The sequence below is a fragment of the Bradyrhizobium sp. AZCC 1719 genome, from assembly GCF_036924525.1.
Taxonomy (GTDB): domain Bacteria; phylum Pseudomonadota; class Alphaproteobacteria; order Rhizobiales; family Xanthobacteraceae; genus Bradyrhizobium.
This window is the reverse complement of sequence record NZ_JAZHRU010000001.1, coordinates 882113-905014: the sequence shown is the minus strand read 5'-3', so window position 1 is coordinate 905014 and position 22902 is coordinate 882113. Positions and strand designations below refer to the sequence as shown.

The window sequence follows — 22902 nt, the reverse complement described above, 5'->3', positions numbered from 1 at the left end:
GCCTATGGGTCGAGCTCGGTGTGCCTCCGATCAGGCAACCATCAATGCTGGCGTTGACTTCCGGCGGTAGGCCATAAAACCAACAGCAGCGAAGCCCAATATCATCATCGCCCAGGTCGCGGGTTCGGGCACGGCTGCGATGCTCACGTCGTCCAGGCCAATGTAGGAAGGCCCGTTGAGTTCGTTGAAGCTGATCGTGTTGGAGGTCCCGTCTGCGATAAAGCTGAACGCAAACCGAACCCATGTAGAGGGCTCGCTCGTTGCCGGGGCCGTCACGCTCTCCGATAACAGGAGCGTATTGGACGTTCCGTCGGTGATACTGACGTTGAGCCCTGCAGAACCATTGTTGGCACTGTAGTTTCCAACCCAGAAGCTAAGTTGATACTGCTGAAATGGCAGAAGATTGATGGTCTGACTTATGCTTATGGTGTTTACGGTGCCATCGGCCAGGCTAAGGCCGAAATTTCCAGTGCGTGGCGTCAGCGCGATCTGCTGAGGGTTGTTGCTCCATCCGCTCGCATACCACGTCGCAGGAGCGTCGCTGATTGTCCAGCCAGCAAGCTCGCTGCCACCGGGCTGAACTTGTTGAGCGAGAGAATTTCCTCCAGTGAACGTCCCCAGCTCGAAGCTGCCGTTCGCGACGAGGTTTGCCGCTGCAGGACCGGTCCAGACGATCGCACAGGCGGCGACAAGGATGGCCATCGAACGGCCCGATCCAAACAGAGAATTTTTCCTGATCGAAGAAGGCTTGTTCACGTTAGATCTCCTTATCCAGATCCTATTCCGTCCGGTTAGCCCAACGGACGCGCAGGCGGTCGACGCGCTTGAACTGCATCGAAGGAAGCCCATCAGCCCGGCGTCAAAAAAATGTGAAAAACGGTAGGCCGGCGTCTGGTGGAGCGATTTTCCAGGTCGGATGAGCGATCCGAGTGGCCCGCCCGCAGAGCGACCGGCATCATCTGAGATGGGTCAAAACGGGAAGTCGCCGTCAGCTCGGCTCACTTCCAACGGTGGACATTCTCAGGGTGAATGTCCGAGAATTCCATGTGAGGCGCACTGTAAGAAGCTCGGCCTTTCGGCCGTGTGGAACTGTCCTGCGGGCGAAAACAGCGGCGGCGGGGTTTACGGATCGAGCTCGGTATCCCAATAAAGATAATCCAGCCAGCTATCGTGCAGATAGTTCGGCGGAAATAATCGCCCGTTGCGATGCAACTGATGCACCGTCGGCGCGAACGGGTGTTGCCGCGGAAACATCTTCGCCTGCTGCGGGGTCAGATTGCCCTTGCGCAAGTTACATGGCGAACAGGCCGCGACGACGTTCTCCCAGGTGGTCTGGCCGCCTTTGCTGCGCGGGATGATGTGATCGAAGGTCAGGTCGTCATGCGCATTGCAGTACTGGCAGACGAAGCGGTCGCGCAGGAAGACGTTGAATCGGGTGAAGGCGGGATGCGTGGTCGGCTTGACGAAGGACTTTAGCGACACCACGCTCGGAAGCTGGATCTCGAAGCTCGGGCTGTGCACCGCGCGGTCATAGTGCTCGACGATGTTGACGCGATCGAGAAACACCGCCTTGATCGCGTCCTGCCACGACCAGAGAGACAGCGGGTAGTAACTCAGCGGCCGGAAATCCGCGTTCAGCACCAGTACCGGCCAACCGCCCTGCGAGACATGTGCGTTCAAGTAACGCTCCTGACCCCCATGTTAGCTGCGAAGCAGCGTGCGCCCTGCATACTACAGGCAGCGTGACGGGATTGTGAAGAGCGTTCCGGGGCTTATCCAGCAGCGGGAACGCGTGATTCTCTGCCGTGCCCCTGGAAAAAGCCTTGGTTCCTGACCTCGCCAATGTCGGACATTCGCGGTCAACCCATCGTGATAGGCGGCCCGGGGCGGGGCGATTCGACGGTAGGCACGCATTTTCGAAGACTTCATAGGAGGAATGGCGCTGGCGGCTTGGCGGCGCTGGTCAAGATGCTCTGCAGTCCGAGCGGCGCCGCCGCACCGAAGGCGGCGCTGCCTGCACCATGCCCAGGGCTGTGACAAGCACCCGAATTCTGCTTGTGGCGTGACTATTCGGTGTGCGGCGGAGCTTCGACCGCCCAGCTCGGATCGGCACCGAACGGGTGATCCATGAAGAACACCCAGGTGCCGTCGGGCATCCGGCGGTGAACTTCCATACCATGGTGATGCACCTCGGTGCGCTTGCCGTTTTCGTCGGTGCCCTTGATCAGCCACTGAGACCGCGTCATCGCGAAGTCGCCGGAAACTGTCGTGTGGTGGGTCACAACATCCATGTGCGGCTTCAATCCGACATAGGCCGCCATCGTCTTGCGGATGCCGTCGGCGCCGCGCGCGACGCTGCTGCCGCCATGGACCTCGTCGACCTGAACGATCGATGCTTCGGGGTGATACATCGCTGCCGCGGCGTCAACGTCCTGCGCATTGAACGCGCGTGCCAGCCAGAGATTGCAAAGTTCGGGGGACGGAGCACCCATTTCTTGGACTCCCACGTGTTGACGGTTGTCGATGCGAGGAGGCCGTGGCCTCACGCTCCGGTGCAAGGCCGGATCGGTGTCACCTTAAGTTCCTCATCTCGCTTTTCGCTGCGGTAGGTAACGTTTGGCGCGACGGAAAGCACGTTGGGAATACGCCAGCGTCACTTGCGAAACTGCAAGCGGCGCTTACGTCTGCGTCATGGAGGACTGGAACGAGCCCCAACTCGTGTTGGCGGTGCATCGGGCAAGCAGCCTCACAGGCGCCGCCAAAGCGCTTGATATCGATCACTCGACCGCGTTTCGGCGCCTGAATGCCCTGGAAACGCGGCTCGGCGTGCGTCTGTTCGAGCGGCTTCCCGGCGGAGCCTATCAAGCGACGCCGGCTGGCGAGCGTATGGCGGCAGCGGCCGAGCGGATGGAAGATGAAGCGCTCGCCATCGACCGCGACATTGCGGGGCGGGACCACCGTCCCTCCGGCCGCCTGCGCGTAACATCCTCGGAGACGCTGGCGTATCGAAAGCTGACCGGCCATCTCGCGTCGTTCCGGCAAACCCATCCCGGCATCGTCGTCGAGCTCGTGGTCGACAACCGCGTCCTCAATCTCTCGCGCCGTGAGGCGGATATCGCGCTTCGTCCGATGCGGCCGAAGGAGGGTGATCTCTGGGGCCGCAAGCTCGCCGATGTCGCATGGACAGTTTACGGCGCAACCGGCTATCTCAAGGAAAGAGGCGGGGCCGTTTCATCCTCCGAAGATCTCGGCCGCTACGCCCTGATCGGATGGGAGGAAACGGCTGTTGGCATCATGGCTGCCGACTGGCTCAATCGAACGGTGCCAGGTGACGCCTTCGTCTACCGGACCAACAGCCTCGTCAATCAGTTCATCGCCGCGAAGGCCGGCATCGGTCTCGCGCTGCTTCCTTGCTATCTCGGCGATGAGGATCGCGATCTCGCCCGCGCGCTGCCCGATCCGGTGCCGGATCTGGTTGGTGAACTGTGGATCGTGACACATGCTGATCTGAAGAAGACGGCGCGCGTGCGTGCCTTCTTCGATATAGTTGGAGATGGGCTGGCGCGTGAGCACAGCCTGTTTGACGGGCAAGGCCGTTCCCGCGCCGCCGATCGCCAGTAGCGAGGCACGTTGCGGTTAGCGCCCGTCTATAGCCTGATGACTCTTGGTTAGATCGATTTGGCCGCAGACTTGCTTCACCTCTCCCGCTTGCGGGGGAGGTCGGCGCGGAGCGCCGGGTGGGGGCTCTCTCCACATGGGGAGTGTCAATTGTGGAGGCACCCCCACCCCAGCCCTCCCCCGCAAGCGGGAGAGGGGGTGCAATCCCGTCGCGGCTGCAATCCGACCTAATCTCATCATGGTCTAGATCTTCTCCAGCTTCTGCAGGCAGCGCGTCACCCCGACCTCCGGCGGCATCGGCGTGTCCGGAAAGCTGGTCTTCCAGTCGGTGACGCCGACCTCGCCGATATAGATATCGCCCCTGGAATCCAGCGCGATGCCGTGGGGCGCGAGAAATTTGCCGGCCTCCAGCCCCGGGCCGTTCTCGCCGCCGAGCCGGCCGATGCGCTTGCCTTTTGAATCCACGATCGAGAGCCGTGGACCGAGATTCGGCACCTTGCGATTGACAGCCATGCCGGGGCCGAGCTCGCCGACGATGAAATTCGGCTGCTTGCCGCCGCAGCAGCACAGCGCGCAGGGCCGGTGTAGATAATTCCACTGCGTCTCGTATTTGCCGTTACCGTCGAACACTTGCACGCGATGGTTCTCGCGGTCCGCTACATAGACCCAGCCGGCGGCGTCGGTGGCGATGTTGTGTACGATATTGAACTGGCCGGGATCGGTGCCGGGCTCGCCCCAGGTCTTCAAGAGCTTACCGTCAGGCGAATATTTGTGAACGCAGGCATTGCCGTAGCCGTCGGAGACGTAGATCTCGCCCTTCGGCGACAGCGCTGTATGGGTGCAGCGGTGAAACGGCTCGCCGCTCATGAACGGCGCGGGCTTGTTTGGAATGCCGATGGTCAGCAGCACCTTGCCGTCTGTGGTGCACTTGCGCACGGTGTGGTCGCCGTCGTCGGTGCAATACAGATTGTCGTCGGCATCGATGTGCAAACCGTGGGCGCGGTTGAACAGCCCTTCGCCCCAGCTCTTGATGAAATTCCCCTCGCGGTCCAGCACCACCATCGGATGGGCGCCGCGGTTGAAGACGTAGATGCGGTCCTTGCTGTCAACGGCGACAGAGGCGACGTCGGTCAGGCTCCAGCCGTCGGGCAGTTTCGCCCAGTTTTCGACGACGCGGTATCGATGCTCGCCCGAGCCGAGAATGGTAGGCATGCGTTTCTCCCGATCTGATATTGGTTGGCCGGGAGTGTTGCAGAGACCTGCCCGAAGCACGAGGGGGATTTGCGCATGGCACGTTTCTTCCAGACTAGCTCCCTATATCCTCCGCCGCGATGATGCGCTGGCGAAGCGCCAGGCGTACCGTTCGCGATGCCGCGATGATGCGCTGGCGAAGCGCCAGGCGTACCAACTCGATGTCGGAGGCGACGCCGAGCTTGGCGCGGATCTGATAGCGCGTGTTGGCCGCGGTCTTGACGCTGATATGCAGCGTGTTTGCGATCTCATCCACGGATTTCTCCGCCAGCAGCATGCGCAGGATTTCGAATTCCCGTGGGCTCAGTGCGTCGACTGCCGAAGGCTCGTCGGCGAGCCGGTTGATGGCGAGTTCGTGGTCGATGTCGGGGCTGAGCGCGATGCGTCCGGCCATGACTTCGGCAATCGCGCGCAGCAGCGCGTCGGGCGGATTGCTTTTGGTGACAAAGCCACGTGCGCCCGCCTTGATTGCCTGGACCGCATAGGCGGCGCTCTGGTGCATCGTGAAGACCAGGATGCGCGCCGACTTGTCCCATTGCCGGATGCGCCTGATAGCCTCGACCCCGCCAATTCCCGGCATCGACAGGTCCATGATGACGAGGTCGGGCTTGGCTGCCTTGTAGACGCGATAGGCGTCGGCCCCATTGTCGGCTTCAGCGACGACTTGCAGGCGATCCTGCTTCTGCAACAGCGAGCGATAGCCCTCGCGCACGATGGCATGGTCGTCCACCAGCATCACGCGCGTACGGCCACCGGCGTCCGCCATGTCTAGGACTCCACCCGCATCGTGGGAATGCGCGCGACAAGTCGGGCGCCGCCTGCCTCTGGCCGCTCGAATTGCAAGGTCCCTCCGAGCGAAACCACGCGCTCTTGCATGCCGAGCAGTCCCATGCCGGCTTTCGGCGTCAGGCTGGCGCTGGCCGCTTCGCCGTCGTCCTCGACGGTCAGGACGATCTCGGCGTCTCCGGCCTCGAGACGCAATTGCACGCACCTCGCCTGTGCGTGCTTGGCTGCATTGGTGATCGCCTCCTGCGCGATGCGATAAAGACTGGCGCTGACACCGGGCGGGAAATCGTCGGCCTTGCCACTGACGGCAATCTCGAATCGGGTGCGGCCCTTCTCGAAACCGTTCCAGCTCGCAACCAGGCTTTCGAGGCTGAGGGTGAGGCCGAGTTCCTCGACGTCGGGCGGCCGCAGGCGCACCAGCGCGCCGCGCAGGGTCTCCATCATATGCGCGGTCGTGCGGGAGATGCCCCGGCATTCCTCGTACAGTGGCGGGCATTGGCGCTCGGCGGTGTGAGCGGCGGCGGCAGCCCGCGCCGCGATGGCGGAAAGCGACTGGCCGAATTCGTCGTGCAGCTCGCGCGCTAGATGGCGCCGCTCCTCGTCCTGCACTTCGATCAGTTTTCGCGTCAAGGCGTTGCGTTCGGCAAGCGTTGCCTGCAGCCGCTGTGCAAGGGTGTTGAAGACGCCGGAAATTGCCGACAATTCCGCAAGGTCGAAACGCGGCAGGCGCGCGGAAAGATCGTTCGCCGCCAGTTGCCGCAGTCCCGTGGCAATGGCCTGGGTCGGCCGCAGTGCCCGCGCCAGCGCGGCATAGACCGCAACACAAAGTCCGGCCAGCGCGAACGCCATGATGGAGAGCAGCCGGCTCACCTCGCGCCAGCTCTGGCCGATCTGCGTGGCGGGGTCGAAGGTCGCGACCGCCATGCCCCGAGCGCTGCCGGCCACGAGGACCGGCATCGAGACCGGTTCACCCGGACGAAAGACGGCGCGATAGAGGGAGGCGAAGCTTTCGGGCGCGGCCATTTCGTCGGCAGGCGCTCCGCTGCAGACGCCCTGGCGAAACGCGCCGGTATTGTCGCGGTAGGCAATGCAAAGGCCCGGCTCCATCAACGCCGCGATTCCCTGCAAATCCGGCGTTGGGTTGATGGACACCGAGAGCCATTGCGCCTGCGATTGCTGCAACGAGAGATCGCGGGCGACGATCTCGGCGATACGGCCCGCTTTGGCCTTCGCGGCACGGTCGCTGTCAAACAAGGCGTAGGCCGCAACGGCGATGAAGCAAACTGCCGCGAGCGCCGCGACGCGTAACGTCAGCCGCAGTTTCAGATCGATCGCGGGCGGCGGGCCCGCCACGGAGTTGGACGCTGCCTGCAAGCTTCCTCCCCAAGCTACCTCCCCGACGACTTCGAATATTGCGGCAAATTTAGTTGGGAAGAAAGCGGGCCAAGATAAGATCGGGTATTTCACCCGGCTGATCCAGGGAAAGCTGCCGTTTCGGCAGGGCTATGGATTGGGCGGTATCGCGGCGAGTAAAGCAGCAGTTCCGAGGTGATCCATGCGCCACATCGCCCTCGTCCTCGCTCCGGCCATCGTGCTCGCGGCGGCGGGGGCTGCCGAGACGGCCGCGCCGCCTCCGATCAAGATCGCGGTGTTTCCGTTCGAACTGGAGGATTTCAGCGCCGGAGCTGCCTACGTCCCTCCTGACGACGTCGACCGCGAGCAGTTGCGGCTTTCGACGGAGGAAACGCGTCGGCTGATCGCAGCATCCGGGCGCTACCAACTGGTCGACGTCAGCGCCGTGAACGACCAGGCAGCGAAGGCAGGCAAGTTGCGGGATTGCGACGGCTGCGAAGCCAGGATCGCCGCCGGCCTCGGCGCAGATCAGTCGATGATCGGGATCGTCACGCGTATCACCCGAACGGAATACGCGGTCACCTACAAGCTTCGCGATGCCCGGTCCGGGGCGCTGGTGGATGTCAAGCAGACCGACCTGCGCATGGGCGCGAACGTGGCCTGGAGCCGCGGGGCGCGGTGGCTGATCGAGCGCCGTCTGCTGGAGCAGTGAATTAGTGGCGCAGCCGAAAGGAATCATTTGCAATGGAAAAACTGATGAAATTGCGGATCATGAGCCTCGCTTTGGCCGCCGCCGCTATTGTCTCCGTCTGTCCTGTCCGGCACGGCAAAGCGCAGGCTGGCCTTCCCGTGCTCGCCGTCGCCGAAATCTACTATGTCGACACCTCGGGTGAGGTGATCGATCAAAGCGCCGACCACCGCCGGCGGCTGCGTGAATTCGAAGCCGCGTTGCGCAGCGATCTGGTAGCGAGTGGAAAGATAGCGAATGCAGCGCTTGAATGTCCGCCAAACGCCTGCTCGGTGGGCGACATCCATGACGGTCAACTGCTGGGCAAGGCGAAGGAGGCCGGCGCCACCCATCTATTGATTGGCCGCTTTCACAAGATGAGCACGCTGATACAGCAGGCGAAATTCGACGTCATCGACGTGAAAGCGCGGAAAGTCGTGTTCGCTCGCTATATCAGCTTCCGCGGCGACAACGACGCGGCCTGGCGGCGAGCGGAATCCTTCCTTGCCCGGCAAATCCTCGATCACGGCGAATGGTGAGCGTCAGCGCGGCAACAGCCCTTCCTCGATCGCCTTGATCTGCAGGGCTAAGTGCTTTGAGCCGATGCGGCATTGCGCGAGGCCGCCGGCGATCAGCCAGAGGCCGGGTTGGCCGGTGCGCGTATACATGTTGCGCAGTTCCTGCTCCTCGCCGAAGCCCCAGATGGTACCGACGCGTTTTTCGATCCTCTCGCCGAAAAGTTTTCGCACCAGCTCTTCCTGGCGCTTGTAGCCCGTCGCCAGCACGACGAGATCGGCGGCGATGGTCTCGCCGTCCTTCATCTTGGCGCCTGCGGCCGTGAACGTGTCGAGATCGGCAAATTGCTTCAGCGCGATATCGCCTCTGACAATAAGATCCGAGCAGCCGACGTTGAAATAATAGCCGCCGCCGCGGGTGAGATATTTGAACTGCCAGCCGGTATTGTCCTCGCCGAAATCGAGCTTGAAGCCGACGCGTTCCAGCCCTTCGAGCAATTCTGTGTCGAGCGCCTTGGATTTTTCCGCGGTCAATGCGTGGCTCTTGCGTGCCAGCTTCAGTGGCATCGAGGTCACGATCAGGTCGTTATCCTCCAGCGTGCCTTCATTGTAAGGCGCGTAGACCAGTTGTGCCGACGGTTCGATGCTGACGACCAGCGTGGAGGAGCGCTGGAACAGCGCGACGTGAGCGCCGCTGGAATGCAGGTCCTGCGCGATGTCGTGACCGCTGTTACCGGTGCCGATCACGATGGCGCGCTTGCCCTTCCAATTCTCACCGTCGTCATACTGGCTGGAATGCATCACCTTGCCGGCAAAGTCCTTTAATCCCGGAATGTCAGGCACACTCGGAATGCCGCTGACGCCGGTCGCCAGCACGACATGGCGTGGATGCATGCTGCGCTTGCTGCCGTCGGCGCAGCGCAGCGTCACCGTCCAGCGGCCTTCCGTCTCGTTATAGCTGCCGCCCTCGAACTCGGTCCCGGTCCAAAAATTCAGCTCCATGGCCTCGACATAGGCTTCGAACCAGTTGGCGAGCTTGTCCTTGGGGATATAGGTCGGCCAGCTCGGCGGGAAGGGCATGTAGGGCAGGTGATTGACCTGCACCTGGTTGTGCAGCGTCAGCGCGTGATAACGCTTGCGCCAATTGTCGCCGATGCGCATTTCGCGATCGACGATCAACGTATCGACATTCAATTGCTTCAGCCGCGCGGCGATGGACAGCCCGGATTGCCCGCCTCCGATGACCAGCACGGTGGGATCACGATCCGAATATCCGGCTGAGGCCTTGCGCAGGTCGAGCCAGTTCGGCCCGCGAAAATCCCGCGAATAGGCGTTGCCGCGCGGGCGGTTGACGCCGAGCTGCTCCTCAAAGCCTTTCAGCTCGCCAAGCTCGGTCAGCAGCGTCCAGGCCTTCAGCCGATTGCCATCGTCCGCATCGGGGATCAGGCGGATGATGCCGTTGCCGCGCCCGACCCTGGTTTCGAACCTGAAGATCGCCTCAATGGCGTTGGTGCCCGCCCGCATCACCTTGCGCGGCGCAGCGCGATCGGGGGCGATGGCAAAGCCTGCGGGAGCCATGCGGTGAGCCAGCGGCGGAAGGGCTTCCAGAATGGCGTCGGCGCCATTCAGCGTCTGGATATTCCAGCTCAGCGCCAGCACATCGCGCCAGTAGCTGTCGGGATGGAACAGCGTCTTCAACAACCCTTCGTCGGGTTTTCCGAGCGCTTCTTCAAACTGCGCAAGCCAAGTGTCGGCGGCAACCGAACTGTCGTCCGTCCTGTCGAGCATGGGCGTTTCCCATCACCGGCCGTCTTCGCGGCGTTTTCCTGTGCGCGAGCCTATACCTATTCCGGACGGCGCGGAAAGGGCGCGAGGAGATGCCGCCTATTCCGAGAGCGACAGGATCAGCCCGTGATCCGGCGGGACGCGGCCGTTGAGGGTGTCGAGATAGGCGCGTTGAACGGCCGCAGGCCCGCGGTGCTCGCTCACCTTCATCCAACGTTCCAGGTTCGGGACGAAGCCGGACCATGCGGCGCCGAACCGCATGTCGACGCCGCCCGGTCCCCACTCCTTGGCGCGCTTGCGGATATGGTCCGGCGCGAAGAAGAATTGCGGCTTGGCGCCGGGTAGTGCCTGCGCCGGTTCATCAGGCGATGACTTGCGATGCGTGAGCCCAACGATTCCGCTGTATTTCATTTGCTCGCCGAAGTGCTGGTGCAGCGTCGCACGTAATGGAGTATTGCCGGCCATGTCGACATAGGCGACCGCAGAGTTCGTCGACAGCAAGCTTATGTCCTCATAGGTCACGACCTCATCGTAACAGCCGAGCGATTTGACGAAGGACGTGTTGCCCGGCGAGGTCAAGCCGATCGTCTTGATGCCGTTACCTCTCGCATGCAGGAGGTGCGCGAGCCCGTAGGCGGTCTTGCTGGAAGCCGACGACAGCATCACGCTTTTTGCGCCATAAAATTCGTTCTCGGCGAGAAAGTCATCAACCAGGAACGACAGCATGAACAAGGGGCGCAGCAGCGCCTGATAGTCGCCCTGCCTGCCTGCGAACGAGGGATCGCCGCTGACCCGCGCATAGGCATTATAGACCGGCGCCACGCCCTGCCGGTGCGCGGCGGCATCGCGCAAGGCTCGCTTACTGACGTCGGCGGCTTCGATCACGAGATGCGTCGACATCGGGAAATAGCCGAACAGGACTTCTCCTACGGCAATCCCGGCATGCTTCGACGCGATCACCTCGCCAAACCCCCATACCGGAACGTTGCCGAAACCTTCCGGGGCCGGAAACAACTGCCAGTATTTTAGATGATCGCCGAGCACGGCATAGGTGATGTTGTTGGCGGTGAAGGCGAAGCGCGTCACCTTTACCAGCAGCGTCTCGTCAGGCAGCGCGGCCGCGTCGGGCAGTTGCGTCTCGATGGTCTTGCATTGCTGCAGATCGTTGCGGGCGACGACGAAGTCGGTGGCTTGCATGGTTTCCATCCCTGCTTCTCACGTGCAGCGATCTTTGCGCCGACCGATGACCGTTTTGCAACAACCATGATGTTTAAAACGCTGTTCGGATCGCGGCGGTGCGAGTCCTTTGCCGTCATTCCGGGGCGCGTCGCAGACGCGAACCCGGAATCTCGAGGTTCCGGGTTCGACGCTTCGCGTCGCCCCGGAACGACGAACTCAGACAGTTTCTCATCCAATCGCCCGCAGCCTGCCCTCGGCATATAGATCGCGCAGCTTGCGCTTGAAAATCTTGCCGGTGGCCTCGCGCGGCATGGCGTCCATGAACTGGATGTCCTTGGGCACCTTGAAGTTGGCGAGACGTCCGCGCAAAAAATCCTGCACGGCGGCCGGGGACAGCGCCGCATCCGCTTCCGGCTCGATGCACGCAAAAAGCCGCTCGCCGAATTCGTCGTCGGGAACGCCGAACACCGCGCAGTCGCGCACGCCGTCCATGCCGATCAGCGCGTTCTCAATCTCCGCCGGATAGATGTTGACGCCGCCGGAGATCACCATGTCGCGCTTGCGGTCGCACAGGAACAAATAGCCGTCCGCGTCGAGGTAGCCGACGTCGCCGACGCTGACGAGGCCGTCGCGGCCGGCCTCGGCGCGGGCCTCGGCCTTGCCGTGATAGTCGAAATCCGGCACGGACATTTGCCGCATATAGATTTCGCCGGGTTCGCCAACGCCGCACGGTGAACCGTCGGGGCGGAAGATTTTCACGACGCCGCCTTCGATAGCGCGGCCAACAGTGCCGGGTTTTGCGAGCGCCTCTTCGGCGGAGTGCCACACCGGGATGCCGGTTTCGGTCGAGCCGAAATATTCGTTGATGACCGGGCCCCACCAACAGATCATGGCGCGCTTGACCTGCGGCGGGCAGGGCGCAGCCCCATGCACGATGAAGCGCAGCGACGACAGATCGTAGCGACGCTTGATTTCATCCGGCAGCCGCAGCAGGCGCACGAACATCGTCGGCACCATGTGCATGTGGGTAACTCGATGACGCTCGATCAGTTGCAGCATGTCTTCGGGGTCGAAGCGCGGTTCGAGCACGATTGCGCAGCCGCTGCGGAATGCCAGCATGCCGTAAGAGTTCGGCGCCGAATGGTACATCGGGCCGTTCATCAGGATCACCTGGTCCTCGTTCGGCTTGACGCCATAGGCGATGCCGCCGACGCGGGCGGAGGCCGCAGCCTGTTCCGGCGTCATCGGCTTGCGGCGCACGCCCTTCGGCAGGCCTGTGGTGCCCGAGGTATAGAACATCGGCGCGCTGCCGATCGGCGCGTCCTGCGAGGGCGCATGCGTGTCGCGCCAGCGGTCCCAATCCGTCATGCCGTCTGGGATTTGCGTCAGCGCGGGCGCGACGTTGAAGGCGGCTGCGATTTCCGGCGGCGTAGCCACCACCAGGAGCCGCACGTCGGCGGGCAGGCCGTCTCTGATCTGCGGCAGCAAGTCGGCGTGGCAGACCAGGATTTTCGCGCCGCTGTCGGCGAGGATGTAGGCGACTTCCTCGGCCTTCAGGTGCCAGTTGATCGGCACCACGGGGCTGCCCAGCGCTGCGGCGGCGCCGGAGACTTCGAAGAATGCAAAATCGTTGCGCAGCATCATGCCGACCGGCGTGCCGCCACTGACGCCGAGCGCCTTGAAGCCCGTCGCCGCCCGCGCGATGCGGGCGTGGATGTCGGGATAGCTGATCTGGCGGTCGCCGCTGATGATCGATGTCATATTCCCTCCCGGGCTAACCGGACGCGCCGCTTAGCGGTCGTCCAGAATTTCACCGAAGCCGACCCAGCTCTTGCCGTCGAAGCGGCGCAGCCGTAATTGCTGGAACGGCAGGTAGTCATCGGCAGCGGTCGTTACCGTGATGCCCGGCAATAGCAGTGGAAGCGGCACATCACGCAACGAGGCGGCCTGCTTCATGATGTTCTCGCGGCTGAAGTCATCCTTGCAGGCCATCAGAACTTTCACCATCAGGTTCGCATAGTGATAGCCGGCGGCGTAGTTCGAATTGGAGAGGTCCGCATTCGGCAAATATTGCTTCATGAACGCGAAATACTCTTTCACGCCGGGGTCATTTGCCCATTGAACGTCCATCGTGTCCTTCTGGTTGCTGGACGAGATCAGGCCGACGGCGTTCTCCAGCCCGGCCGGCTCCAGGAACGAGATCGATGACGCCGAGGTCGGCACGAAAAACAGATCCGGCTTCCAATTGATCTCGGCCACGCCCTTGATCATCTGCGAGGTGAACTTGCCGAGCACGACACCAAACATCACGTTGGCGCCCGAGGCCTTCAGTGTCGCAAGCTGCGAGCTGATGGTTGGCGCGCTGGTCTCGTAGGTTGCCTCCGACACGATCATGGTCGCGGCCTTGTCGCCGAGTGCCCGCTTGAAGCCGGCGACGTAGTCGCGGCCGAAATCGTCGTTCTGCGACAGGATGGCGATCTTGGCGTCGGGCTTGGTCTGCAGGACATGCTTGGCGTAGACGACGCCTTCGGACTGATAGGTCGCCATTCCCGGCATGGTCCACGGAAAATTCTTCGGGTCGGCCCATTTGGTTGCGCCGCTCAGCACGAACAGCTGCGGCACCTTCTTGCTATTGAGGTAGCGATGCACGGCGTTGTTGGTGGCGGTTCCCAGCGAGCCGAAGGTCAGCAGCACCTCTTCCTGCTCGACGAGCTTTCGGGTCTGCTCGACCGTCTTGGGCGGCGAGTACGCGTCATCAAGGCTGAAGAACTTGATCTTGCGGCCGTTGACGCCGCCATCGGCGTTGATCTTCTCAAAATAGGCTTCCTGCGCCCGGCCGATGATGCCGAAGCCGGATGCCGGGCCGCTATAGGGCAGCGTCTGGCCGATGCGGATTTCACCCTTGTCTCCTTCGGCGAGAGCCGTGCTTCCCAGCAACACGAGTGCGATAGTCAACACAGGCCGCGACAGTCTCATGGTTCCCATCCCTCTGTTTGTTTGATTGGCTTGTCGTTGAATCCGGCGTGTCTTACGCACGCGCTCGTTTTAGAAAATCCTCGCTGGCGTCGGCAAATTCGCACCTGAGCCGCTCCACCAACTCTGCGACCGGCGGCGTGTCGGCGATCTGGCCGATGCCTTGGCCGGAGCCCCAGATGTCGCGCCACGCCTTGGCCTTGGTGTTGCCGCCGGAGCCGAAATTCATCTTCGACTTGTCGCTTTGCGGCAGATTGGCGGGATCGAGGCCCGCGGCCACGATCGACGGGCCGAGATAGTTGCCGTGCACGCCGGTGAACAGGTTGGAATAGACGATATCGTGCGCGGCGTGGCCGATCAGCGCGGCCTTGTAGGCCGGATCGGCATTGGCCTCCCGCGTCGCGATGAAGCGCGTTCCCATGTAGGCCATGTCGGCGCCGAGCGCGAGCGCGGACGCAATGCCCCAGCCATCCGAGATGGCGCCCGACAGCAGCACGGTGCCCTTGAACCACTGCTTCACCTCGCGCAGCAGTGCGAACGGCGACAGCGTGCCGGCATGGCCGCCGGCGCCGGCGCAGACCAGGATCAGGCCGTCGACGCCATGTTCGGCCGCTTTCCGCGCATGCTTGACGTTGATCACGTCGTGGAACACGACGCCGCCATAGGAATGCGCGGCCTCGACGATTTCGATCGGCGGGCGCAGCGAGGTGATGATGACCGGAACCTGGTGCTTCACGCAGGTCTCCATGTCCTTCATCAGCCGGTCGTTGGACGAATGGCAGATCTGGTTGACCGCGTAGGGCGCGACCTTCTTTTCCGGATGCAGCGCCTTGTACTCGCCGAGCTCGTTCTCGATTCGGCTCAGCCACTCGTCGAGTTTTTCGACCGGTCGCGCGTTCAGCGCCGGGAACGAGCCGACGATCCCGGCCTTGCACTGGGCGATCACGAGCTCGGGCCCGGACACGATGAACAGCGGCGACCCGACCACCGGCAGTTCGAGCGAATTGGCAAGCGAAGCAGGCAACGGCATTCGGGTCTCTCCCTTGCAACGCCAAGCCGGGACTTAAAATCCGGACTGCGTCGATGATGTTGATTGAGAGCGCCGTACCGCGGGCGGAGCCGCCGCCGGGCGCTGTTGTTGCCGCCACTATAAGGCTGGACGGCAGCCGCCATCCGTTCAATATTGAACAGACGTTCATCCAGTTATGAACAGGACCGATCTGAACCGCGGGGAGCACCGATGGACTGGGACCTGTGCAAGACCTTCGTCGCGGTGGCCGAGACCCGCAGCTTCGCGGCGGCCGCGCGCCGCTTGCGCTCCAGTCATCCGACGGTTGGGCGCAAGATTGCCGAACTGGAAGGTCAGCTCGGCATTCCCCTGTTCGCCCGGTCCAACGAAGGGCTTTCGCTGACGTCGCACGGGCAGAAATTTCGCGAGCATGTCGATGCGATGGCCGCGGCGGCGTTGCGCGCCGAAGCCGCGGTATCGGCGACCGGTGCGCAGGCGCGCGGCGTGGTCAAGCTGTCGATCGGCGCCACGCTCGCCTCGCACTGGCTGATGCCGCGGCTCGGGCCGTTCCTGCGCCAGCACGACCATATCCAGCTCGAGATCATCACGCATCCCTATCCGGCGAGCGTCCGCCGCCGCGAGGCCGATGTCGTGCTGCGCCCCGTCGATAGCGGCGAGGAGAATTTGATCGGCCGCAAGATCGGCCGGCTCGGCACCGGCTTTTACGCCTCACGCGATTATGCCGCGCGGCGGCGCCTGCCCGAGCGGCGCGACGAATGGAAGGGCCACAGCGTCATCGGCTTCGCCGACCGGTTGTCGAACGAGCGGCTGGCGCGCTGGAGCGATGCGATCACGCGGCAGGGCTCGATGGTGATGCGCTGCTCCTCGCAAGGCGACATGCTCGCCGCCGCACGCGCCGGTCTCGGAATTTCGACGCTGTCCTGTTTCGTCGCCGCCGCCTATCCGGAACTCGTCCGCGTCGCCCCGCAAAAACTCGTCAGCGTGGCCGATCTCTGGCTGCTGGCCCATCCCGATCTTGTCGATCTCCCCGCCGTGCGCGCCGTGATCGATTTCGTCACGGCTTCCGCGCGGGAGGATCGGGTGAGGTTGCGGGGATGAGTTTGTCAGGAAGCACGCCCTCGCGTTTCTTCAGCAGGCGATAATAGCTCCACCACAGATGCGCCGCCGCGCCGCGCAGGGGACGCCAGGGTTCCGCCAGCGGCGCCATCTGCTTGGCAGTCGGCCGCTCCTTCAGGCCGAGCCCGATCTTGACCGCCTCCTGCACCGCGAGATCGCCGGCCGGCCAGGCGTCGCCATGGCCGAGGCAGAACAGCAAATAGATGTCGGCCGTCCAGGGGCCGATGCCGGGCAGCGCGGTCAGCGTGTGGTGGGCGGCATCCGCATCCTCTTCCGCCAGCACCTCGAGATTGAGCCGCTCGGAGGCCAGTTCGCGCGCGATGTTCTTCAGCGTCTTGATCTTGGCGGCCGAAAGCCCGAGCCGGCCGAGGCGGTCGGCGCGGGTCTTGCGGATCACCTCGTGATCGAACGGATCGAACGCGGCCGTCAGCCGCGCCCAGATCGCGCCGGCACTCGCGGTAGACAATTGCTGGCCGCAGACGATTGCAGCTAACCCCGCGAACCCCGGCGCGCGCTGCCGCAGCGCCGGCATACCCGTGAGCTCAAAAATCGGTTTGAGCCTCGGGTCTTGCTTGACCAACGCATGGACGGCGTCTTCGAGATCGGACTGGCTGTTGAGGTGGATGGTCATTGAAACTTTCGGCTGGCTTTCTCGTCATGCGCGGGCTTGACCCGAGCATCCATCTTATATCGTAAAAGACACTTGATGGATGGATTGCCGGGTCAAGCCCGGCAATGACAAGGGCTTGGAGAATCATGCCACCCGTTTTCCGATTTGCTCCGAGCCCGAACGGCTACCTCCATCTCGGCCACGCCTATTCGGCGCTCGTGAATTTTGACCTCGCGCGCGAGCGCGGTGGGCGGTTTCTGCTGCGGATCGAGGATATCGATGCGACGCGTTGCCGGCCGGAATTCGAGGCGGCGATCTATGAAGACCTCGCCTGGCTCGGGATTTCCTGGGAAACGCCGGTGCGGCGGCAATCGGAGCATTTTGCGCGCTATCGCGAAGCGGTCGAAAAACTGGCAGGCTTAGGCCTGATCTATCCGAGCTTCGAGAGCCGCGCGGAAATCGCCCGTCTGGTCGCGCAGCGCGAGGCCGGCGCGCCCTGGCCGCAGGATCCCGACGGGGCGCCGCTCTATCCGGGCGTCGCGAAATCGCTGCCGCCGGACCGGCGCCAAGAGTTGATCTCGCAAGGCGTGCCTTACGCGCTGCGGCTCGACATGCAGCAAGCGCTCGCGCGCACGAAGGAACTGGCCTGGCAGGAAGAGGGTGCAGGGCCCGGCGGCGAGACCGGCGTCGTCGCCGCGCGCCCTGAAGCGTGGGGCGACGTCATCCTGGCGCGCAAGGAGACGCCGACCAGCTATCATCTCTCGGTCGTGATCGACGATGCCCTGCAGGGCGTGACCGAGGTGGTACGGGGCAGGGACCTGTTCTGGTCGACGAGCGTCCACCTGGTGTTGCAACAGTTGCTCACTATCCCGCAACCGTTGTATCGGCATCACCGCCTCATTGAGGATGCGTCGGGACTCAAGCTGTCGAAATCGACGCAGGCTACGGCCTTGCGCGAATTGCGTAGGCAAGGTGCCACGCCTGCGGATATTCGCAGCCTCGTCGGTTTGCCCGACGATTCCTGTAGTACTACTGCGGGTTGTTGAAAACGTCTCCGTGACACCGGCCGCCATCGCGTGTCATGCTGGTCGCGGCAGAGGAAGGGGGATCATGGCGGCAAAGCGGCGCTCACCAGGCACCACGGGAACAATCAAGAAGCGGCGAGCGAAAAAGCGCGTACCCGGCGCCGCGGTCAAAAAACGCGGCACGCGCAAGTCCGCCATCGCTGCGCCCGGCATGGTCGAGGCCGCGCTGGCGGCCTTTGCGCACGAGGTCCGCACGCCGCTAACCGGCATTCTCGCGATCAGCAATCTGCTCGCGACCTCGGACCTCGACGAACGCGAACGGCGCTGGGTCGATACCATCAAGGCGGGCGCGGAACATCTGGCGAGCCTCGCGACCCTGTTCGTCGACGCCGCGCGCAGCGGCGGCCCCGGGCTCGAGGTGCGGCAGGACTACTTCGACCTGCATACGCTCGCTCGCAATGCCGGCGATTCGCTGACCGGGCGCGCCGCGGCCAAGGGCCTGCAGTCGTCCGTCGATATTTCCGAAAAGCTTCCAGGGTTTGCGATCGGCGATCCCGTCCGCCTGCGCGCCGCGCTGGAGAACCTGATCGACAATGCGGTAAAATTCACTGAACAGGGCAGCGTTGGGCTGCAGGTCACGCCTGTGCGGGGTCCGAAGGGCAAGGTCGCCGTTTCATTCGCGATCTCCGACAGCGGGATCGGCCTTGCGCTGAACGAAATCAAGCGCCTGTTTCGGCCGTTCTCGCAGGCCAATGTCTCCATCGCATCGCGCTTCGGCGGCGCCGGTCTTGGATTGTCGTCGGTCAAGCAACTGGCGCGTGCCATGGGCGGCGACATCATCGTGACGCAACGCCGCGGCGGCGGCACCACCTTTACCCTTAACGTCGTAATGTCGCCCGCAAAGGACGCCGTGACGGCGGCGTCCGGTGCCGATGGCGAGGTATCGATCAGTTCGCCTCGGCCGTTGCGCCTGCTCAGCGTCGAAGACAACCCGTTCGGCCGCGTCGTGCTGAACACGATCCTGACCGAACTCGGTCATCAGACCGACTTCATCGGCCAGGGCGAGGCGGCGCCCGAGCGGCTCGCGCAAGGCGCATTCGATGCGGTATTGATGGACATGGTCCTGCCGGGAATCGACGGCGTCGAGGCGATCAGGCGCATTCGCGCGCTGGAGCCGCCGCTCGGGAGCATTCCGATCATCGGCATATCTGGCCGCAGCGAAGACGAGGCGGCGTCGCGCGCCGCCGGGGCCGAGATATTTCTGGTCAAGCCTGTGAGCCCGCGCGCCCTGGCGACTGCGCTGCATGCAGCGACATCCCCTTCGGCAGTTGCGACTTCATGATGGCAGCGTTCAGTTCGCCGCCGAAGACGAAAATCGCCGAAATGAAATACAGAAACACCAGCGCGATGATGACCGAGGCAAGCCCCGCATACATCGTCACATAGTTGCTGGCGAAGCGCGCCAGATACTGGCCGAACACGACGCCCGAGATCAACGATCCCACCATCGTAAAGACGATGCCCGGAAGGATCTGCAGAAAACTCCGCCGGCCGCAGGGCAGCCAAGCATGCAGCACAAACAGCGCCACTGTCATCGCCGTGATCGTGATGCCGTAGCGGGCGAAGGTGAGAAGGCTTTCGTTGGACTCGACGAAGAACGGAATGTGGCGGCGCGCCGTCTCCAGGATCAGCGGACCGAGCACGATCAGGAACGCCATCAAGAGCGACGTGACGGCGGCGACCAGCGTATAGCCGATCGATTCCAGCCGCAGCCAGTACCACGCCCGCGGCTCAACCACCGAATAGGCGCGATTCAGCGCGACCCGCAGCGCTTCGACGCCGTTGGAGGCGAAATATACCGCCAGCACCGCGCCGACGGTCAGGATGTCGCCGCGCGTGGTCGTCAGTACGTCGTGGATTTCGCCTGACAGCGCGTCGGCGACCTGTTGTGGCCAGGTTTGCAGCAACAGTCCCACGGCTCCATCGGCAAGTTCCTTGGAGCCGAAAAAGCCAGCCAGCGACGTCAGCACGATCAGGAACGGAAATAGCGCCATCAACGTCGACAGCGCGATGTGGCTCGCGATTGCCCAGCCGTCATCGGCGAGGAACGTATAAAACGCCTCCATGACGACGAGGTAGACGTAGCGAATGAGCTTCACATCTCACCTCGATCGGGGTATCGCGGGCTGGTCCTAAGGCCGGGGCTAGCATCTGATATTATTGGATTAAAAGCCAGATCGTCGAGCGGGAGTGCGCGAGTTGTGAACGTGTGGAAGTCAGCGCCTCACGGTGTTATGTAGCGCCGATGACATCCTTTTTGAGTTCGATCGTCCTCCCCATCGCGGTTGCGGCCGTGGCTATCGTACTGTTGCTCGGCCTCGTCAACATGATGCGGGGTGGGTCGCCGAACCGCTCGCAGAACCTGATGCGGCTTCGGGTGCTGCTGCAGTTCATCGCGATCGTCATCACCATGGTCGTGGTGTGGGCGTTGGGTAGATAAGGGCAGGAAAGGGGAAGCGGCTATGGTCGTGCTCAACCGCATCTATACGAAGACCGGCGATGACGGCACCACGGCGCTCGGCAGCGGCGAGCGCCGCCCGAAATACGATCTGCGCATTAGCGCCTACGGCACCGTAGATGAAACCAACGCCGCCATCGGCGTGGTGAGGCTGCACCTCGGCGATGCTCGCGAACTCGATGCGATGCTCGGCCGGATCCAGAACGATTTGTTCGATCTCGGCGCCGACCTTGCGGTGCCCCAGCGCGACGGCAAGGCCGAGCGGCTCCGGATGCTGTCAAGCCAGGTCGAGCGGCTCGAGCGCGACATCGATGCGCTGAACGATCATCTCGCGCCCCTGACCTCGTTCGTGCTGCCCGGCGGCACCCCCGCTGCCGCATACCTGCACCTCGCCCGTACCACATGCCGCAGGGCGGAACGGATCATGGTGGAACTCGCCGCGCGGCCGGAGGAGCCGGTGAGCACGGCCGCCATTCAGTATATGAACCGCCTGTCCGATTTCCTGTTCGTGGCCAGCCGCGCCATGAACGATAATGGGGCCGGAGACGTGTTGTGGGTGCCGGGTCAGAACCGTTAAGGTAAGCCTTGAAGGTAGGGCCTTCGGGGGCCGATTTTTGGCTTTCGCGCGTTGACCGCCGATAGCGGGACCTTTAGGTTCCGCGCCCAAGCTAATAACAAGCTGATCAAACCCCAGAATTCAAGCGAAAGAGGATCGATGAAGGTTCTTGTGCCGGTAAAGCGGGTGGTCGATTTCAACGTCAAGGTCCGCGTCAAGAGCGACGGAACCGGCGTGGAACTCGCTAACGTGAAGATGTCGATGAATCCATTCGACGAAATCGCCGTCGAGGAAGCGTTGCGGCTGAAGGAAGCCGGCAAGGCGACCGAGGTGGTGGTGGTGTCGATTGGCCCGGCGCAGGCCTCGGAGACGATCCGGACCGGTCTCGCCATGGGCGCCGACCGCGGCATCCTCGTCAAGGCCGAAGGTAATGTCGAGCCGCTGGCGGTCGCGAAGCTTCTCAAAGCCGTAGCGGATGCCGAGAAGCCCGGCCTCATCATTCTCGGCAAGCAGGCGATCGATGACGACTCGAACCAGACCGGCCAGATGCTGGCCGCGCTGCTCGGCTGGTCGCAGGCGACGTTTGCCTCCAAGCTCGAAGTTGAAGGCTCCGACTTCAAGGTTACGCGCGAGGTCGACGGCGGCCTGCAGACCGTGAAGCTGAAGGGACCGGCGATCGTCACCACCGACCTGCGGCTGAACGAGCCGCGCTATGCGTCGCTGCCCAACATCATGAAGGCGAAGAAGAAGCCGATCGACGACAAGAGCGCCGCCGATTACGGCGTCGATCTCACGCCGCATCTCGAAGTGCTCAAGACAGCGGAACCGCCCGGTCGCAAGGGCGGCGTCAAGGTCAAGGACGTCGCTGAGCTCGTTTCCAAACTCAAGACCGAAGCCGGGGTTCTCTGATGACGACGCTATTGATTGCCGAACACGACAACGCGTCGATCAAGGATGCGACCACCAAGGCGCTGACGGCAGCCGCTGCGCTCGGCGCCGACGTGCACGTGCTGGTCGCCGGCGAGAACGCCAAGGGTGCGGCCGATGCCGCAGCCAAGCTTGCCGGCATCAAGAAGGTGCTGCTGGCGGACAATGCCGTCTATGCCCATGATCTAGCCGAGCCGCTGGCCGCGCTGATCGTGTCGCTGGCCCCTGGCTATGACGCCTTCGTCGCGCCTGCGACCTCGCGCTTCAAGAACGTGATGCCGCGCGTCGCAGCTCTGCTCGACGTGATGCAGGTGTCCGAGATCATCAAGGTGGTTTCGCCCGATACCTTCGAGCGGCCGATCTATGCCGGCAACGCGATCCAGACGGTGAAGTCCAAGGACGCCAAGAAGGTCATCACGGTGCGGACTTCGACCTTTGCCGCGGCGGGTGAGGGCGGCAGTGCTCCGGTGGAGGACGTCGCCGCTGCGGCTGATCCGGGCCTCTCCAGCTTCATCGGCGAAGAGGTGGCAAAGAGCGACCGTCCGGAACTGACCTCGGCAAAAATCATCGTTTCCGGCGGCCGCGCCATGCAGAGCCGCGAGAACTTTGCCAAATATATCGAGCCGCTCGCCGACAAGCTCAGCGCCGGCGTCGGCGCCTCTCGCGCCGCGGTCGATGCCGGCTATGCGCCCAACGACTGGCAGGTTGGCCAGACCGGCAAGGTGGTCGCTCCGGAACTATATGTCGCAATCGGCATCTCCGGCGCGATCCAGCATCTCGCCGGCATGAAGGATTCCAAGGTGATCGTTGCGATCAACAAGGATGAAGACGCGCCGATCTTCCAGGTCGCCGATTACGGCTTGGTCGCGGACCTCTATCAGGCGGTTCCTGAACTGACCGACGCGCTCGGCAAGCTCGGCAAGTAACGGAACA

Annotated in this window: 24 protein-coding genes; 11 read left to right on the top strand and 13 right to left on the bottom strand. The window is 63.2% G+C overall.

Going from position 1 to position 22902, the window contains the following annotated elements; translation table 11 throughout:
• Positions 1–30: 30 nt before the first annotated feature.
• From V1292_RS04340 to V1292_RS04330, 3 genes are all read right to left on the bottom strand, one after another.
• Positions 31–756, bottom strand: coding sequence for a PEPxxWA-CTERM sorting domain-containing protein (locus V1292_RS04340; RefSeq protein WP_334370542.1), 726 nt, complete (start codon positions 754–756; stop codon positions 31–33).
• A 366-nt stretch (positions 757–1122) separates the two neighbouring features.
• Positions 1123–1680, bottom strand: coding sequence for an HNH endonuclease (locus tag V1292_RS04335; RefSeq protein WP_057842830.1), 558 nt, complete (start codon positions 1678–1680; stop codon positions 1123–1125).
• A gap of 386 nt (positions 1681–2066) precedes the next feature.
• Positions 2067–2492 (bottom strand): YybH family protein, encoded by a 426-nt coding sequence (locus V1292_RS04330; protein WP_334370540.1) that lies wholly within the window; start codon positions 2490–2492, stop codon positions 2067–2069.
• Between the two features lie 124 nt (positions 2493–2616).
• On the opposite strand from V1292_RS04330, the gene V1292_RS04325 reads away from it, so the two are divergent.
• On the top strand, positions 2617–3621 hold the full coding sequence (locus V1292_RS04325; protein WP_334370539.1) for a LysR family transcriptional regulator: 1005 nt from the start codon (positions 2617–2619) through the stop codon (positions 3619–3621).
• 240 nt (positions 3622–3861) lie between these two features.
• Here V1292_RS04325 and V1292_RS04320 read toward each other — a convergent pair whose 3' ends face one another.
• The 3 genes from V1292_RS04320 to V1292_RS04310 all read right to left on the bottom strand — a co-directional run bounded on the left by V1292_RS04320 (position 3862) and on the right by V1292_RS04310 (position 7029).
• Positions 3862–4830, bottom strand: coding sequence for a peptidyl-alpha-hydroxyglycine alpha-amidating lyase family protein (locus tag V1292_RS04320; RefSeq protein ID WP_334370538.1), 969 nt, complete (start codon positions 4828–4830; stop codon positions 3862–3864).
• 94 nt (positions 4831–4924) lie between these two features.
• The gene (locus tag V1292_RS04315; RefSeq protein WP_334370536.1) at positions 4925–5635 is read right to left on the bottom strand and encodes a response regulator transcription factor; all 711 of its coding nucleotides are present in this window, start codon (positions 5633–5635) and stop codon (positions 4925–4927) included.
• Between the two features lie 2 nt (positions 5636–5637).
• The gene (locus tag V1292_RS04310) at positions 5638–7029 is read right to left on the bottom strand and encodes a sensor histidine kinase (RefSeq protein WP_334370534.1); all 1392 of its coding nucleotides are present in this window, start codon (positions 7027–7029) and stop codon (positions 5638–5640) included.
• 181 nt (positions 7030–7210) lie between these two features.
• On the opposite strand from V1292_RS04310, the gene V1292_RS04305 reads away from it, so the two are divergent.
• Entirely contained in the window at positions 7211–7720 is a 510-nt protein-coding gene (locus V1292_RS04305; RefSeq protein WP_334370532.1) for a DUF3280 domain-containing protein, read from the top strand.
• Between the two features lie 44 nt (positions 7721–7764).
• Positions 7765–8274 carry a DUF2380 domain-containing protein gene (locus V1292_RS04300; protein ID WP_334370530.1) on the top strand — a complete coding sequence of 170 codons (510 nt, stop codon included), beginning with the start codon at positions 7765–7767 and terminating at the stop codon, positions 8272–8274.
• A gap of 3 nt (positions 8275–8277) precedes the next feature.
• Here V1292_RS04300 and V1292_RS04295 read toward each other — a convergent pair whose 3' ends face one another.
• The 5 genes from V1292_RS04295 to V1292_RS04275 all read right to left on the bottom strand — a co-directional run bounded on the left by V1292_RS04295 (position 8278) and on the right by V1292_RS04275 (position 15217).
• Positions 8278–10038, bottom strand: a complete 1761-nt coding sequence (locus V1292_RS04295; RefSeq protein ID WP_334370528.1) for a flavin-containing monooxygenase — start codon at positions 10036–10038, stop codon at positions 8278–8280.
• Between the two features lie 96 nt (positions 10039–10134).
• Positions 10135–11232: a DUF2855 family protein gene (locus V1292_RS04290; protein ID WP_334370526.1), complete on the bottom strand. Its 1098-nt coding sequence runs from the start codon at positions 11230–11232 to the stop codon at positions 10135–10137.
• Positions 11233–11442: 210 nt separating this feature from the next.
• Positions 11443–12975, bottom strand: coding sequence for an acyl-CoA synthetase (locus tag V1292_RS04285; RefSeq protein WP_334370525.1), 1533 nt, complete (start codon positions 12973–12975; stop codon positions 11443–11445).
• Positions 12976–13005: 30 nt separating this feature from the next.
• On the bottom strand, positions 13006–14190 hold the full coding sequence (locus tag V1292_RS04280) for an ABC transporter substrate-binding protein (RefSeq protein ID WP_334370522.1): 1185 nt from the start codon (positions 14188–14190) through the stop codon (positions 13006–13008).
• Positions 14191–14242: 52 nt separating this feature from the next.
• Complete coding sequence (locus V1292_RS04275; protein WP_334370520.1) at positions 14243–15217, bottom strand: NAD(P)H-dependent flavin oxidoreductase; 975 nt, start codon at positions 15215–15217, stop codon at positions 14243–14245.
• Positions 15218–15270: 53 nt separating this feature from the next.
• Here V1292_RS04275 and V1292_RS04270 point away from each other — a divergent pair, with 53 nt between their 5' ends.
• Positions 15271–15396, top strand: a complete 126-nt coding sequence (locus tag V1292_RS04270; RefSeq protein ID WP_334370519.1) for a hypothetical protein — start codon at positions 15271–15273, stop codon at positions 15394–15396.
• Between the two features lie 31 nt (positions 15397–15427).
• Positions 15428–16315, top strand: a complete 888-nt coding sequence (locus V1292_RS04265) for a LysR family transcriptional regulator (protein WP_334370518.1) — start codon at positions 15428–15430, stop codon at positions 16313–16315.
• Here V1292_RS04265 and V1292_RS04260 read toward each other — a convergent pair.
• Positions 16272–16964 carry a DNA-3-methyladenine glycosylase family protein gene (locus V1292_RS04260; RefSeq protein ID WP_334370516.1) on the bottom strand — a complete coding sequence of 231 codons (693 nt, stop codon included), beginning with the start codon at positions 16962–16964 and terminating at the stop codon, positions 16272–16274. The genes V1292_RS04265 and V1292_RS04260 overlap by 44 nt on opposite strands.
• A gap of 125 nt (positions 16965–17089) precedes the next feature.
• Here V1292_RS04260 and gluQRS point away from each other — a divergent pair, with 125 nt between their 5' ends.
• A complete protein-coding gene (gluQRS, locus tag V1292_RS04255; RefSeq protein ID WP_334370514.1) occupies positions 17090–17989 on the top strand; it encodes a tRNA glutamyl-Q(34) synthetase GluQRS in 900 nt (299 codons plus the stop codon).
• 64 nt (positions 17990–18053) lie between these two features.
• Positions 18054–19310 carry an ATP-binding protein gene (locus tag V1292_RS04250; RefSeq protein WP_334370513.1) on the top strand — a complete coding sequence of 419 codons (1257 nt, stop codon included), beginning with the start codon at positions 18054–18056 and terminating at the stop codon, positions 19308–19310.
• Here V1292_RS04250 and V1292_RS04245 read toward each other — a convergent pair.
• Entirely contained in the window at positions 19234–20127 is an 894-nt protein-coding gene (locus V1292_RS04245) for a YihY/virulence factor BrkB family protein (protein ID WP_334366509.1), read from the bottom strand. The genes V1292_RS04250 and V1292_RS04245 overlap by 77 nt on opposite strands.
• A 146-nt stretch (positions 20128–20273) precedes the next feature.
• On the opposite strand from V1292_RS04245, the gene V1292_RS04240 reads away from it, so the two are divergent.
• The 4 genes from V1292_RS04240 to V1292_RS04225 all read left to right on the top strand — a co-directional run bounded on the left by V1292_RS04240 (position 20274) and on the right by V1292_RS04225 (position 22895).
• Positions 20274–20468 carry a twin transmembrane helix small protein gene (locus tag V1292_RS04240; protein ID WP_334370511.1) on the top strand — a complete coding sequence of 65 codons (195 nt, stop codon included), beginning with the start codon at positions 20274–20276 and terminating at the stop codon, positions 20466–20468.
• Positions 20469–20490: 22 nt separating this feature from the next.
• Complete coding sequence (locus V1292_RS04235; protein ID WP_334370510.1) at positions 20491–21063, top strand: cob(I)yrinic acid a,c-diamide adenosyltransferase; 573 nt, start codon at positions 20491–20493, stop codon at positions 21061–21063.
• A 138-nt stretch (positions 21064–21201) separates the two neighbouring features.
• Complete coding sequence (locus tag V1292_RS04230; protein ID WP_334370508.1) at positions 21202–21951, top strand: electron transfer flavoprotein subunit beta/FixA family protein; 750 nt, start codon at positions 21202–21204, stop codon at positions 21949–21951.
• Positions 21951–22895 (top strand): electron transfer flavoprotein subunit alpha/FixB family protein, encoded by a 945-nt coding sequence (locus V1292_RS04225; protein ID WP_334370506.1) that lies wholly within the window; start codon positions 21951–21953, stop codon positions 22893–22895. The genes V1292_RS04230 and V1292_RS04225 overlap by 1 nt, the downstream gene beginning before the upstream one ends.
• Positions 22896–22902: the final 7 nt, after the last annotated feature.

Bases quoted from the DNA above. Each gene is read 5' to 3' on its own strand.
- V1292_RS04290 (WP_334370526.1), bottom strand. From the start codon at position 11,232: ATGCAAGCCACCGACTTCGTCGTCGCCCGCAACGATCTGCAGCAATGC.
- V1292_RS04295 (WP_334370528.1), bottom strand. From the start codon at position 10,038: ATGCTCGACAGGACGGACGACAGTTCGGTTGCCGCCGACACTTGGCTT.
- V1292_RS04260 (WP_334370516.1), bottom strand. From the start codon at position 16,964: ATGACCATCCACCTCAACAGCCAGTCCGATCTCGAAGACGCCGTCCAT.
- V1292_RS04285 (WP_334370525.1), bottom strand. From the start codon at position 12,975: ATGACATCGATCATCAGCGGCGACCGCCAGATCAGCTATCCCGACATC.
- V1292_RS04250 (WP_334370513.1), top strand. From the start codon at position 18,054: ATGGCGGCAAAGCGGCGCTCACCAGGCACCACGGGAACAATCAAGAAG.
- V1292_RS04270 (WP_334370519.1), top strand. From the start codon at position 15,271: ATGATGTTGATTGAGAGCGCCGTACCGCGGGCGGAGCCGCCGCCGGGC.
- V1292_RS04265 (WP_334370518.1), top strand. From the start codon at position 15,428: ATGGACTGGGACCTGTGCAAGACCTTCGTCGCGGTGGCCGAGACCCGC.
- V1292_RS04320 (WP_334370538.1), bottom strand. From the start codon at position 4,830: ATGCCTACCATTCTCGGCTCGGGCGAGCATCGATACCGCGTCGTCGAA.
- V1292_RS04230 (WP_334370508.1), top strand. From the start codon at position 21,202: ATGAAGGTTCTTGTGCCGGTAAAGCGGGTGGTCGATTTCAACGTCAAG.
- V1292_RS04315 (WP_334370536.1), bottom strand. From the start codon at position 5,635: ATGGCGGACGCCGGTGGCCGTACGCGCGTGATGCTGGTGGACGACCAT.
- V1292_RS04330 (WP_334370540.1), bottom strand. From the start codon at position 2,492: ATGGGTGCTCCGTCCCCCGAACTTTGCAATCTCTGGCTGGCACGCGCG.
- V1292_RS04305 (WP_334370532.1), top strand. From the start codon at position 7,211: ATGCGCCACATCGCCCTCGTCCTCGCTCCGGCCATCGTGCTCGCGGCG.
- V1292_RS04280 (WP_334370522.1), bottom strand. From the start codon at position 14,190: ATGAGACTGTCGCGGCCTGTGTTGACTATCGCACTCGTGTTGCTGGGA.
- V1292_RS04235 (WP_334370510.1), top strand. From the start codon at position 20,491: ATGGTCGTGCTCAACCGCATCTATACGAAGACCGGCGATGACGGCACC.
- V1292_RS04300 (WP_334370530.1), top strand. From the start codon at position 7,765: ATGAAATTGCGGATCATGAGCCTCGCTTTGGCCGCCGCCGCTATTGTC.
- V1292_RS04225 (WP_334370506.1), top strand. From the start codon at position 21,951: ATGACGACGCTATTGATTGCCGAACACGACAACGCGTCGATCAAGGAT.
- V1292_RS04275 (WP_334370520.1), bottom strand. From the start codon at position 15,217: ATGCCGTTGCCTGCTTCGCTTGCCAATTCGCTCGAACTGCCGGTGGTC.
- gluQRS (WP_334370514.1), top strand. From the start codon at position 17,090: ATGCCACCCGTTTTCCGATTTGCTCCGAGCCCGAACGGCTACCTCCAT.
- V1292_RS04240 (WP_334370511.1), top strand. From the start codon at position 20,274: ATGACATCCTTTTTGAGTTCGATCGTCCTCCCCATCGCGGTTGCGGCC.